Source organism: Dinghuibacter sp. (genome assembly GCF_035492835.1).
Lineage (GTDB): Bacteria > Bacteroidota > Bacteroidia > Chitinophagales > Chitinophagaceae > Dinghuibacter.
This window is the reverse complement of record NZ_DATJIY010000134.1, coordinates 1-12,340: the sequence shown is the minus strand read 5'-3', so window position 1 is coordinate 12,340 and position 12,340 is coordinate 1. Positions and strand designations below refer to the sequence as shown.

Annotated in this window: 15 protein-coding genes and 1 pseudogene; 3 read left to right on the top strand and 13 right to left on the bottom strand. The window is 55.7% G+C overall.

Annotation, left to right across the window (positions count from 1 at the left end; genetic code table 11):
• Window positions 1-214: 214 nt before the first annotated feature.
• Both VL547_RS12535 and VL547_RS12530 read right to left on the bottom strand, forming a co-directional pair.
• Window positions 215-943 carry a response regulator transcription factor gene (locus VL547_RS12535; RefSeq protein WP_325578221.1) on the bottom strand — a complete coding sequence of 243 codons (729 nt, stop codon included), beginning with the start codon at window positions 941-943 and terminating at the stop codon, window positions 215-217.
• Window positions 944-996: 53 nt separating this feature from the next.
• Window positions 997-1,731 carry a response regulator transcription factor gene (locus VL547_RS12530; protein ID WP_325578219.1) on the bottom strand — a complete coding sequence of 245 codons (735 nt, stop codon included), beginning with the start codon at window positions 1,729-1,731 and terminating at the stop codon, window positions 997-999.
• A gap of 233 nt (window positions 1,732-1,964) precedes the next feature.
• Between VL547_RS12530 and VL547_RS12525 the strand changes: the two genes are divergently transcribed.
• From VL547_RS12525 to VL547_RS12515, 3 genes are read left to right on the top strand one after another with little or no spacing between them, the layout of a single operon-like run.
• A complete protein-coding gene (locus VL547_RS12525) occupies window positions 1,965-2,648 on the top strand; it encodes a hypothetical protein (protein WP_325578217.1) in 684 nt (227 codons plus the stop codon).
• A 29-nt stretch (window positions 2,649-2,677) separates the two neighbouring features.
• The gene (locus VL547_RS12520) at window positions 2,678-3,625 is read left to right on the top strand and encodes an AraC family transcriptional regulator (RefSeq protein ID WP_325578215.1); all 948 of its coding nucleotides are present in this window, start codon (window positions 2,678-2,680) and stop codon (window positions 3,623-3,625) included.
• Between the two features lie 48 nt (window positions 3,626-3,673).
• Window positions 3,674-4,126, top strand: a complete 453-nt coding sequence (locus VL547_RS12515) for an SRPBCC domain-containing protein (RefSeq protein WP_325578213.1) — start codon at window positions 3,674-3,676, stop codon at window positions 4,124-4,126.
• A gap of 28 nt (window positions 4,127-4,154) precedes the next feature.
• Here the strand turns inward: VL547_RS12515 and VL547_RS12510 are convergent, their stop codons facing one another.
• From VL547_RS12510 to VL547_RS12460, 11 genes and pseudogenes are all read right to left on the bottom strand, one after another.
• Window positions 4,155-5,687 carry a DHA2 family efflux MFS transporter permease subunit gene (locus VL547_RS12510; protein WP_325578211.1) on the bottom strand — a complete coding sequence of 511 codons (1,533 nt, stop codon included), beginning with the start codon at window positions 5,685-5,687 and terminating at the stop codon, window positions 4,155-4,157.
• On the bottom strand, window positions 5,684-6,430 hold the full coding sequence (locus tag VL547_RS12505) for an SDR family oxidoreductase (RefSeq protein ID WP_325578209.1): 747 nt from the start codon (window positions 6,428-6,430) through the stop codon (window positions 5,684-5,686). The genes VL547_RS12510 and VL547_RS12505 overlap by 4 nt, the downstream gene beginning before the upstream one ends.
• A gap of 49 nt (window positions 6,431-6,479) precedes the next feature.
• Window positions 6,480-7,079 (bottom strand): TetR/AcrR family transcriptional regulator, encoded by a 600-nt coding sequence (locus tag VL547_RS12500; protein ID WP_325578207.1) that lies wholly within the window; start codon window positions 7,077-7,079, stop codon window positions 6,480-6,482.
• Window positions 7,080-7,116: 37 nt separating this feature from the next.
• Window positions 7,117-7,944: a phosphoribosyltransferase family protein gene (locus VL547_RS12495; RefSeq protein WP_325578205.1), complete on the bottom strand. Its 828-nt coding sequence runs from the start codon at window positions 7,942-7,944 to the stop codon at window positions 7,117-7,119.
• Window positions 7,945-7,946: 2 nt separating this feature from the next.
• Window positions 7,947-8,678 (bottom strand): metallophosphoesterase, encoded by a 732-nt coding sequence (locus tag VL547_RS12490; protein ID WP_325578202.1) that lies wholly within the window; start codon window positions 8,676-8,678, stop codon window positions 7,947-7,949.
• The gene (locus tag VL547_RS12485; protein ID WP_325578200.1) at window positions 8,671-8,814 is read right to left on the bottom strand and encodes an RNA 2'-phosphotransferase; all 144 of its coding nucleotides are present in this window, start codon (window positions 8,812-8,814) and stop codon (window positions 8,671-8,673) included. The genes VL547_RS12490 and VL547_RS12485 overlap by 8 nt, the downstream gene beginning before the upstream one ends.
• The gene (locus VL547_RS12480) at window positions 8,811-9,311 is read right to left on the bottom strand and encodes an O-acetyl-ADP-ribose deacetylase (RefSeq protein ID WP_325578198.1); all 501 of its coding nucleotides are present in this window, start codon (window positions 9,309-9,311) and stop codon (window positions 8,811-8,813) included. Before VL547_RS12480 ends, VL547_RS12485 begins: the two co-directional genes overlap by 4 nt.
• A gap of 144 nt (window positions 9,312-9,455) precedes the next feature.
• Window positions 9,456-9,866, bottom strand: a complete 411-nt coding sequence (locus tag VL547_RS12475; protein WP_325578196.1) for an ADP-ribosylation/crystallin J1 — start codon at window positions 9,864-9,866, stop codon at window positions 9,456-9,458.
• On the bottom strand, window positions 9,866-11,341 hold the full coding sequence (locus VL547_RS12470; protein WP_325578194.1) for a nicotinate phosphoribosyltransferase: 1,476 nt from the start codon (window positions 11,339-11,341) through the stop codon (window positions 9,866-9,868). The genes VL547_RS12475 and VL547_RS12470 overlap by 1 nt, the downstream gene beginning before the upstream one ends.
• Window positions 11,338-12,024, bottom strand: a complete 687-nt coding sequence (locus VL547_RS12465; protein ID WP_325578192.1) for an NUDIX hydrolase — start codon at window positions 12,022-12,024, stop codon at window positions 11,338-11,340. Before VL547_RS12465 ends, VL547_RS12470 begins: the two co-directional genes overlap by 4 nt.
• Window positions 12,025-12,075: 51 nt before the next feature.
• Window positions 12,076-12,340 (bottom strand): annotated as a pseudogene (locus VL547_RS12460) (hypothetical protein); the annotation flags it as partial.

The window sequence follows — 12,340 nt, the reverse complement described above, 5'->3', positions numbered from 1 at the left end:
AAAACCAAAGCCAAACTCGAAATAAAGATTCAGGATCATAATCACCGCCGCCGGCACGGCCGCCGCCCACCCGATCCACCGGTATCGGTGTGGGAAAAGAAATTTCAGGTCCATGGGTAAGTTTTTGACAAATGTAAAGTTCTTTAATCCTTTTGTCAAGTATTCTTTACATAAAGTCGTGTTAAATTGACCTAAAATTCCGCGGGGCTCCGCCTTAGTTCAAGCTGAAAGTCGGCTCGTCGTTGGAATCGAGCCGCTTTATCAGCCCCAATTCATAGGCTTTTCCTATGGCCCCGGCCATATTCCTGGCTTTTAGTTTCCGATAGGCGTTCTTGCGGTGCGATTCCACCGTACGCGTCGATATATTCAGGATATCGGCAATCTGCTTGTTGCTATTCTCCAGTGCGATCAGCTGCAATATCTGGAGCTCCCTCGAGGTGATGCGACAGGGAAGACGAGGCTTTGTACCATACACTACGGATGGTTCCTTTGCCATCATCCGGGCGACAGTCCCGGAGTATACCGCATCTCCGGTCTTGAGGTATATTTCGCGTATCCTGTCCCTCAGCTCCAGATGGTCTATGCCCCATTCTATATAACCGGCCGCGCCGATCCTTATGGCCGCCAGGACGTCGTCCTTTTCCAGCAAATCTGCTATCACGAGGATGCGTATGCCCGGGCAGGCGAGTAGTAGCTTAGGGATTAAACGGATGGCCATGCCCGATTTGCCGCGTACGCTCAGCAACAGGACGTCGCAGGGTGTCTTCCTATGCGTAAACATCGCTTCATTGATGGTCTTTGCCGGGACCATGTCAAAACCCAAAACGATACGTTCATCCGCGGTTTGAACCGGGGTTTTCAGGATATATTTGATACCGAATAGCCTGATGGGCTCGTCGCTGACCGCCAGGACGCGGCAGACGGGGACTTTTTCGTAGTTCATGTGTTAGCTTTTGTTGTGAGGATTTGATTTTGGGCGCCAGTGGGCTCGATCGGTCACCCGAAGAGGCCGTCGCGCTTTAGGTCGAAGAGGTGTATGAGGCCCAGCTCGTATGCCAATTTTACCGCATGGGCCTGTGAGCTTGCGCCTAATTTTATTCTTGCATTCCGGCTGTGCGTTTCCGCGGTAGATTCGGAAATACTCATGATCGTGGCTATTTGCGCCATCGTCTTACCGTCACCTATAAGCTGAAGAACCTGAAGCTCTCGCCTGGACACCACTTTAGGTTTGCCGTCATGCACTTGTTTCTTATCGACTTGTGTTTGCTCCAATGCTTTGTATTCGATTTGGCTGATCTCTTTCGAAAAAAGCGATCCGTTAAACTTATAACAGGCCTTTTGAACCAGCTCGCGGAGTTCCGCACCCGGGACACAATATTCCATGTATCCTGAAGCTCCCGCTCGCATAGCCATCTGTATCTCCTCATGTTCAGGGAAATCGGCAATCACGAGGATCCTCGTTTGGGGGCGTTGATCCTTTAGCGTTCCGATTAGTTGGATAATCTGACCCGTCATTATTCGCACGGATAACAATAGGACGTCGTAATACGAGTCCCTTAATTTGGACATGGCTTCGGCGCCGGTCCTGGCGTGATCGGACTTGAAAACAGGATCATAGGGTCCTTTACCGGTGCCCGCTCCGTTGAGCGGGAAGTTGATCCCGTTAAATACAATTTCCTCGCGGGCGACGATCAGTACCCGACAGAAACCTTTTTTCTGAAAATTGGTCATAATGATTAGGTTTTTTGTAAGCAATATGACCGGGCGATACATATAGATGCACAGACCCCACTTTTTCCATAAGCTTATCGTGACTTTTTTTTAAAATTTTTTCTATACCGCATTTAATGGATGGACTCCTGTATATAACCTCCGGATAATCCGGTATTTATATTTTTGCTCGCAGCGGCGGCGGCCGGACTAACACCTGTCAGGACTACTTTCGTTTTCCAAAAACTTATCGTATGTTTAAAAACCTATTGGCAGCGCTGCTGCTCTCGGGTATCCTTTCCCCTTGTTCAAGTCAGAGATTAAAACGGGCGCCGCCGGCGCTGGAGGCTTGTCTGGATAGTCTCCGGGCGGAGCCGGGGGCGAAGTATGCGGTCGCCTTGCTGGTGGCGGTTCCGGATACGGCGCGCCCGCGCGCGTTGATCACCTGGCCGAAGGGGCGGCTGGGGCATGTGTTCCTGGGCTTGTTTGTCGATGACGGGCGGCGACGCAAAGCCGTCTACGTGGGGTTTTATGCGCGCTCGCCGGTGCTGGCGTTTACGACGGGGGTAGGCGTAGCGTCGCGGCTTGTTGACAACGCGGGGCATCGGTATGATGGCGTCATTGTCCGGCGCGTCGATGAGACTGCCTGGAAGGCCGTGGTTACGCGGCTCCGAACGGACGCGGGCAAGCGGTATTCCGTGCTGGGGTTTAATTGCGTGCACTTCTCGCTGGACGTCTTTAACGCGGCGTCGGTTCACCCGTTGACCATTCCGCTGATGCGGCTACCCGGGGAAAAGACCGGTGGGCACCTCACACCCAACGGGGCATACATACAATTGCAGACGATGCGCCATACCAACGGCAATGTGGTGCTGCGGCGTGGGACGGCGTCGGACTTCTGGCCGGCGGACAGCGTCGCGGGGCTCCGTAGGGAATAGCCCGCCGGGGATTGTCGTATCTTCATCCCATGGATACCCCCCTGGAGACGCATGCGGACAACGGTGTGACGCGGTCGACCATCTGGAATATCGATGGGATCCGGCTGGGCCACGCCGTTTCGCGATTTAAACCCGTAGGGCCGACGGAGCTGTCGGGGCGCGCGGCGCCGGGTGAAGGCGCATCGGGCGACGACGCCCCGAAGCCGGAGGCGCCGGACGTCGTCCGCCTCCACTTCGGTCTCCGCGGCAACTACAGCTTTACCTACCGGCAGCTCGGCCGCACCTTCGACCTGATCGGCGGGCACCACAACCTGATGTATTCCCGGGAATTCAACATCAGCGTCGAGCCGCACAGCCCGGAAATCGAAACCTTCGGGGTGCAGTTCCCGAGGGATCGCTTTATAGAGCTTACGAGGGGCGCGAGCGACGCGTTGCAGCGTTTTGCGCAGCATATCATCGACGGTGAGAATGTGCTTTTCTCCGAGTATTGGGGCGCGCTCGATCCGGGGATGGAGACGGTGATCCGGCAGATCATCCAGTGTGCTTATGGGGGCGACCTCAAGCGGTTGTTCCTGTTGTCCAAGAGCATCGAGCTCCTCGTTTTATCGGCGGACGCGTGCGCGGAGCAAAAGGAGACCGTTTTCCTAAAAAACAAAACCGACCGGGAGCGCATCATCGCCGCGCGCGACCTCGTCAACGGCCGGCTGGACGATCCGCCCAATCTGTCGGAGATCGCGCGGTCGGTGGGTCTCAACGAATACAAGCTGAAAAGGGGCTTCAAGGAGACCTTTCGCAACACCGTTTTCGGGTACCTCTCGGAGCAACGGCTGCAGCTGGCGATGGAGCGGCTGAGGGACACCGACAAAACGGCCGCCGAAATCGCCGTGGAGCTCGGCTACGCATCCCCGCAGCACTTCAACAACGCGTTCAAGAAGAAATTCGGACGCACGCCGCAATCTGTTAGAATAAATCCTTAAAATGCAATGGCCCCCATAACGGGAGGCGTAACGTTGTAAAAAAAAGCCATGAGCCAACCTTTGATCGTACGCAGCAGCATCAGTATTCAGGCCCCCGCGCAAAAAGTATGGGACCTCCTGACCAACCCCGGGCAAACCCCAAAGTATATGTTCGGTTGCGCCGCCCTGTCAGACTGGACCGTGGACAGCCCGCTGATCTGGAAGGGGAATTTCAACGGTGTCGAGCTCGTCGCGGTAAAGGGTACGGTGACGGGCATCCGCCCCGGTCAGTTCCTCGCCTACACGACCATCGACCCCAATTCAACCATCCCGGATGTCCCGGAGAACTACGTGACCGTCACCTATACCCTTACCGAAACGAATGGCGAAACCTTGCTGGAGGTCACCCAGGGCGACTTCGCAGGGGTTGCGGATGGGCAGCGCCGTTATGAAGAGACGTACAACAACGGGGAAGGCTGGAACCCCATTCTGGTCCAAATCAAGGCCCTCGCGGAAGCGTGAGCGCACCCGCGCCCGAAGCGGCCGGCGCCTAGTGATCCGACAGCACCACCGCCGGCTTCGCCCCTTTCCGCTTCCGCGCCAGCAATAGCAGCGGGAGCGCCGCCGCGAAAATAATCCCCAGGAGCAGGAACCCGTCCAGGTAACTCATCAGCGAGGACTGCTGGTTGACGGCGTAGTCGACCAGCCCCAGCGCGCGCTGGCCGGGATTTAACGCCCCCTGCGAGGCCGCGTACCGCGTGTATCCCTGCAGCCGCTCGTTGAAAGCGTTGTTATACACCGTAACGTTTTCCAGCAGGTCGTTACGGTGCTGGGCGAACTTCCGCGCCAGGAAAGTGTTCACCAACGCAATCCCGAAGGAGCCGCCCAGCTGGCGCATCATATTGTTGAGGGCTGCGCCCTGTTGAAAATCCCTGGCGTCCAGACCGGACACCGCCAGCGTCGTCAGCGGCACCGTCACGATCGCCAGCCCCACGCCCCGGTAGATGAGCGGGAAGCTGATGTCGCGCGCGCCGGCGGCCAGGTTGAGCCCCGACATCTGGTAGGTAAAGAGCCCGAAGAGGATCATCCCGGTCGTAATCATCACCACGGGCGACACGCCGCGTTGTAACAATCGCGCCGAGACGATCAGGCCGCCTATCGCCAGGAGCGCGCCGGGCAGCAACAGCAGGCCGGTTTCAGTAGGCGTGAAGCCCAACAGCCGCTGGGCAAGCACGGGCGTGAGGTATACCGACGAGAAGATGCCTATGCCCGATACGAAGGTCAGCGCGGCCGCGATGCTTAAATTCTTGCTGCGCAGCACGCGCAGGTTCACAACCGGATGCTCGATGCGAAGCTCCCACCAGATGAACAGCGTCAGACCCAGCAAGGCCACCGCCGTAAGACAAACGATATAGCCCGCGTTGAACCAGTCGTCGGTCTGCCCGCGTTCGAGCACGGTCTGGAGAGAGCCTACGCCCGCGGCCAGCAGGATGATCCCCGTCCAGTCGATCCGGCCCACGGTGGGGCGTACCGGCGGTTCGCCCAGGCGGGCCAGGCAGACCAGCGTCGCCGCCAGCCCGATCGGGATGTTGATGTAAAATATCCAGGGCCAGGAATAGTGCTCGGTGATAAAACCACCCAGGGTGGGCCCGATGGTGGGCCCCACAAAGACGCCGATGCCGAAGAGGGCGCTGGCGATGTTTTGTTTTTCCCTGGGGAACAACTCGAACACGATCGCCTGTGAGACCGAGAGCAACGCGCCCCCGCCGATGCCCTGGAGGAAACGGAACGCCACCAGCATCCAGATGCTCGTCGCCTGTCCGCACATCAGCGAGCAGATCGTAAACATGATGATCGAGCCGATGTAGTAGTTCCGGCGCCCCAGCCTGGCGGCCAGGAAGCTCGTGATCGGGATGATGATTACGTTGGCGATGGCGTAGGCCGTGATCACCCAGCTGGTGTCTTCGAGCGTGGCGCCCAGGTTCCCGCTCATGTAGGATAGCGCCACGTTGACGATCGAGGTATCGATCAGCTCCATAACGGCCGCCCCGATCACCGCGATCATGAGCACGGGGTTTTTCATAACCGGGCTTCGTTCAGCTTTTGGAGCGCTCCTTCGGGTGAGGTCAGGGAGAACCGGTACAGGTCTTCGGTCATGCCCACCCGTATATCGGACTCGTCAGCGGCCAGGCCGGTCAGTAACCGATCGGCAACGACTTCCGGGGCGATGCCGTGTTGCTCGCCGCCAATTTCCTTGGAGAATTCGGTGTTGACCAGCGGAGGATAGAGCTCGAACACTTTTACGGCTGTTTTCTGCAGGATCAGGCGCAGCGACTGCGTATAGGAGTGTAACGCAGCTTTAGAGGCGCTATACGTGGCCATGATGGCACCGGGTACCAGGGCCACGATCGAGGTGACGTTGACCACGGCGGCCTCGGGTTGACGTTTCAGCACCGGTAATAATTTTTCGGTGAGGCCGATCACCGACAGGTAGTTGGTGGTCAGCTCATCGAGGGCTTTTGCTTCGACGCCGGTAAAGTTGTTGAAGTCGTGCACATAGACACGACCGGCGTTGTTGACCAAAATATTCAAGGCGGGGAAGTCCTTTTCGATGCGGCTCACCAGCCTTTCCACATCCGCCGGGTCGCTGACGTCACCGGTGATCGTCGTGACACGCCCCAGCCTGGCAGCGGCCGCTTTTAGCCGGGCTTCGTCCCTGCCCGTTATGATGACGTCGTTCCCTTTTTCGATAAAGGCTTTGGCGATTTGAAACCCGATGCCGGCGCTGCCGCCGGTGATCAACACGGTGTTGTTTGTCGTTTTCATTGTGTGTATTTTATATACCGATCGGTATATTCATGTGTAAAAAAAAGGCTCATAAGGTCCTGATCATATCGGCGACCGACCGGAGGATCAGCTGCCGCTCCCGCTGTTTGCCGCAGGCCTTGGAAATCATGACACAGCCTTCGATCGTCGCCATGATGTTCAGGGCCATCTGTTCCGTGTTCAGGTCCTTTTTGAATTCCCCCCGGCGCACCCCTTCATCCAATACGCCGTGCAGCCGTTCCTTGATACCCGCCAGCACCGCGGATACCCGGGCTTTCAGCAGGGGGTGCGTGTCGTCGGCGTCCACCGCGGTATTCATGAGCGGACAGCCGCCCTTCGGGAACGGGTACTTGTCATAGTTCTCGTAAACGTCCACGTACTTCAGGAGCTTGTCGCGCATCGTGTCGCACTTGTCCATCTCCTGCTTCATAATGTCCTGCACCTTCCGGGCGTTATAGTCGAAGGCGGCAAGGGCGACCGCGTCCTTGTCCTCGAAGTTGCCATAGATGCTGCCCTTGGTCAGCCCCGTGGCCTCCGTCATATCCGACAGCGACGTACCGGCGTAGCCCTTCATATTGAAGATGGGCGCCGTCTTCTCGATGATGAATTGTTTTGTTTGCTCCGCCTTGCTCATAGTTCTTTCCTTCACGACACAAAGATATACCGCTCGGTATTATTCTCCAAATTTATAAATAGTCACCCACCGGGAAAGTTGTAACTCCTTCCACAAGCCTATAAGAATCAGTCGTATATATCCGGTCAACTCCCTCGATAACGGGTCCCCGGCTAAAAATACCATGACTCACTACCAGCGCCACCTTCCATGCGCCCTTTGTCTTGAGCATGGACGCCGTGCCGGCGAAGGTCCCGCCGCCGTCGCAGATATCGTCCACGATGACACACGTCCTTCCCTCCAGGTTTTCGGCCATTGTCTTGAAATTGGTCAGGGCACCCGTTCGCAGATCACGTTCTTTCATACATTCGACGACTTCGGTGGCGCCCAGATAAGCAGCCAGTTTATGGATCTTTTTCAAGGCTCCCGCATCCGGCGATACCAGACAGACGTTCTCCTGCCTATATTCGGCTAACGCCGCCGCCACAAAGGCGTGGTTGGATACCGCGTAGGAGCGGTCGATTAGTGCCGTACTCACCTCTGAGTGCGGGTCGAATATCCGCACTTTGGCAAATCGTCCCCCATTTAGAATCTGTGCTATTACTTTCAACGAAAACGGCTCGCCATCCAACATGACCCTATCCATCCGTGCGGCCAGCAAATAGGATATGTGCAACTCGACGTGTTGGAATTCCAGGTAGTCAAGTGTATTCTTTACAAACAGGACCATCAACAGGTCGGACGCGTTTGCGAGTCGTGCCAGGATACGCAGGGGAGTGGCCGGCGGGACGGCCTGCGCAGCCATCGTATCCATTTTAATGTGAGGTTGGCCATCGGGGAAAATTATGGCTTTGAACGGGATGTCCGATTGTTCCGGGTAAATGAGATTGACCGTGATCATAATTATGGGTTTCTACCTTTTTCAAGCGGATACAAGGTTTGTACCACTTCGCTTTGCCAAAATTCTTTTGTATCAATATCCAAGGCTGACAATCGACCCAGGAAAGCCGCGCCGGTGTCCACGTCCCAGACGTTGCAGGCCCGCATGGGCACGGTTTTGTCATAGTTAGTAGTAGGCGTGTGCCCTATAAAAATCTCCTTGAACAACTGCAACCGCTTCGGGTAGCGCTTGGATATCGGTTTCATCCGGCCATCCATGGCTACCGCCATTTCCAGCAAGGTCCGGTCCCAGGTAAAGGTGGACGGGAAGCGCTCATTGTGCGGTCCCTTCATCGATGAAAATCCCGCGTGAACGAACAACCTGTTTTCCTCGTCGACGTGGTACAGTACCATTTTTTGCAGGAACTCGAGGTGGCTCAACCGCATCTCAGGCGTCGTTTCGATATAACTCTCGAGCGTCGCCAGCCCACCATGAAATATCCAGGCCGGGTCAGGGAATTTGCCCTCCAGCCATTCTTCGCACCACAGGTCGTGGTTCCCCTTGATAAACAAACAAGATTGCCGTTGATTCAGCCTTATCAGGTACTCCAGTACCGCCGCGGACTCGGACCAGCCGTCGACATAATCCCCAAGGAAGATCAACCGGTCGTCGTCCTCCAGCGACAGCTTCGCCAGCAGATCCTCCAGCGCTCTGAGCGCCCCGTGGATGTCCCCTATGACCAGCGTTCTACTCATTTTCGATATACTTTGCCGGTAGATCATCTATTCCCGCGCAGCCCGCTTCGTCCAGCTTCAACCCGATGTTCCCCGGCTGGTGCCGCAATACCAAACTAAAGAATCGGCTGATGTTGTCAGTCTGATTCATAGTCATGACTCCAGTAATGTTCGATACAATTTAAGATTTTCGCTTTCATAGCAAACGAAGATTACCCTGTCAATGCCATGTTCCCGCACCGCCTTTACTGCTATCTCTGCCGCCAATTCCTTCGGGAACCGGTAGATGCCAGTGCTGATATTCGGGATGGCCAGTGACTTGACGTCGTGCTTCATTGCCAGATTCAGGGAGTTTTTATAACAACGCGCCAGTAACTCCGGCTCGTCATTCTTGCCTCCGTTCCATACAGGTCCAACCGTATGGATAACCCAGCGCGCCGGTAGGTTCCCGCCGGTGGTGATCACCGCTTCACCAGTAGGGCAGCCGCCCTGGCGTTCGCGTATTTTTATGCAGGCCTCCAGTATGGCCTTTCCTCCTTTCCGGTGTATGGCCCCGTCTACTCCACCGCCGCCTAGCAGTGACGTGTTGGCGGCGTTGACGATCGCGTCTACTTCCATGGTGGTGATGTCACCTTGTATTGCTTCGATATGCATAATGCTATAATTTATCCCTTAGGATGTTACGCGCCAGGCCAATTAAATTCTCTCATCTTCTGGCCCAGCGCTTTTGCAGCCGCCGGAGTCGGTGTCGACAAAAAAAGGAATTCGGGACATTCTTCTAAATTCAAAAGCCATTTGTTATCGTACATCTTCAATCATTTTTCGTAGTGAAACATCTTCGGGAAAACTAAACCCTTTGCCGATATATGCTCTGACCAATAAAATCTCTCCGACGATGGCATCGTTCATATCTTCCAGCTCACCCGCAGGTATCCATAGCTCACGGTGGATCATTCCGCCGACCTCCCGGACCTCGTACTGCGAGACAACAGCTTCCGGCAGCACGAAGGCGGTTACTGCGCCAAGGAATCCGGAAAAGCTGTCCCGGGTATTCCACTCCAGCGCGATTTGCTCAGCATAGACCCGCTCGAGTACCGGGTAGAAAATGGGTTGCCACTCCAGCCTGGGCGGGAAACGCTTCCAACCTGAAGCAGCGATCAGCTCCAGCTCGCGGAGACCGACGGGGCGATATAGGGTGACTACGGCCATTATATTTGTGCTTTCAATCGCTCGCGGATTTCCGCCAGACTAGCGTCCACAAGAAGTTTTCCATCACGGAAAACGGTTTTTAACTCGCCGCCGCATTCTTCCTCCCAGGTGCAGTCGTTCTTCAGCTCGAGCACTCCCGTCAAAGGATTGCGGGTAATCTGGAGCAGCCCGCGGGCGGACTTTTTGGTGCCATCGTCGGTTTTCGGGTCCTTGAAGATGGCGCGGCCGACGCCATTGACTTCACCGTAGGTGGCCTTCATGGCGAAGCCGAAGGTGTCGCGGGTAACGTACTCATATGTGTAGGAGCCGATTCCGAGGACGACGTTGTAACTGGCGAAGCCCTTTTGTTTAAGTCCCTCGAGGATCGCCAGCTGGCGCTCGGTGGTGATGCTGTCGCCATAGATCAAACCGATGTGGGGATCGAGCAGTTTATATCCCTTGGGGGTGATCACGCCGCCGAAAGTTTCCCATAAACATTCGATCGCGCCTTTGTGTTCAGGTGTTCCGACAGGGGCAGCAGGGTCGCCGACGATGATGTTTACCGGATCCCCACTATCAGGCCGGATAACGACCTTGCCATTTCGCGCGAGAATGTCCACCTTGAGCCTGGGCATAAAGTCAGAGATGACCTGCCAGAAATCCCAGGTGTCGCTTACGATGGACACGATGCCCATGGGATAGACCTGGTTGATGAGCCGGCGGAACGTGCCGATCTCGTCGTCCTGCGTACCCATGCACATGACGCTGTGCTCGGTGGCGGGGACGGAGCCGCCAATCAGCTCTTTCTCACAATCCGCGTTATAATAAGTCTCCAGGAAGTCGATCGCCGGTATCGTGTCAGTGCCCGTAAAACTCAGCAGGTGCGCGGCACCGCTCATGATGGCGTCCTCAATGCCGCTCATGCCGCGGAACGAAAAGTCGTGGCCCTGCCAGGGGACGAAGCTGAGTTCGTCGCCCACCGTTTCCCCGGCATACCTGGTGAAGGTCCGCAAGTACTGGAAGGCGGTGGTTGCAGAAGTACTGGGCTTCCAGAGCACAGCGCTCATTAGGGTCTCCAGCATATTGGTGAGCCAAAAGAATTCCGGCACGGTGTTCCTGATGGTGAACAAAGGTACGCGAGGGGGCACCAGTGTGCCTTCAGGGAGCGCCTTGATCTCCAGCGGCAGATAGCTGAGGTCGTGCAGGGCGGCGATGTGGTGATACGTAATGCTGTCCTTGCCCAGGTAGTTGTCCATCCTACGAGCGTATTCCCGGAGTACCTCGTCCTTGGGCCGCTGAAAGAAATCCCTGGAGAACTGGCCGATAAGATATTCCTTGATGAAATACTGAAGGCCGAAAAATACGATCTCGTGTACATCCTCATTCCTCGACTTACGGGGAGTCAGATTTGAGTATACAAGCGTGGTTCCTTCGGGGTACTGGAACTTGTGGCCAACTTTGTAGCCGTCTTTCAGGAGCATCGGGGATGTCTTCATGGTACTATGCTGTTTAAATTGATACTATTAGGTTTCAGTTTATGGTTGAATTTGTAGAGCTCGGGGTGGCGGTTCTGCAGGCCCTCGCGCTTAAGACCGGTGTTGACGACGTATTCGGCGTCCAGCATCTTGCGGCGGAAGTTCCGGCGGTCGATGCTGACGTCTAGGATGCATTCGTACAGTCCATGGAGCTCTGTCATCGTAAAAAGCTCGTCCAGGAGTTGGAAGCCCGCGGGGTAGTACAATATTTTTGAGCGGAGCCGCTCGAGAGCCGTTTTGAAAATTTCTTTGTGGTCAAAGCCCAGGGCAGGCGCCTTTCGGACGGGAAACCACCGTACATCATTGGCCATAAGGCCGGCCGAGACCTCAAATCTATGGGGGTTTATGAGCGCGAAATACGTCACCGAGATCGCACGCCCACGCGGGTCGCGGGAGGGATCGTCGTAGGTATATAACTGCTCCATATACACTTTTCCCATGTGCAGCTTGGTATGCAGTATTCTGGAGCAGGCATCTCCAAAACGCTCCTCCATACCCAGGAATGCCCCCGGTAGTGTCCATTCGCCCTTGAACGGCTCCTCCGCACGGTTGAGCAATAATACTGACAGGGTATTTTCGTGATAGCCGAATACCACGACGTCTACAGCCAGGGAAGGGTTTTTATATGAGGAAAAATCGGGCATTCGTTTGCGTCATTTTGACGCAAACTAGAACTTATTTTCCTAACCACCAATTTATTCCTCCATAAGTTTCCTCTCAATCCTCCGATCCGGAATAAACCAAATAACCGCCACAAGCCAATAAAGACACATGGAAATGACCGGCTTCAGGAAGGATATGGCGATGGCGCAGGCGTAGATGCCGATCGAGATCAGGCCTTTCCAGTCGTGGCCCATCGCGTCCGACAGGGCTTCGTTCTTGCCCTGGCAGCGGATGAGCATCCGGTAGAGGATGATGTAGGAGACGCCGCACATCAGCAGGACGAGGCCGAAGAGCGCC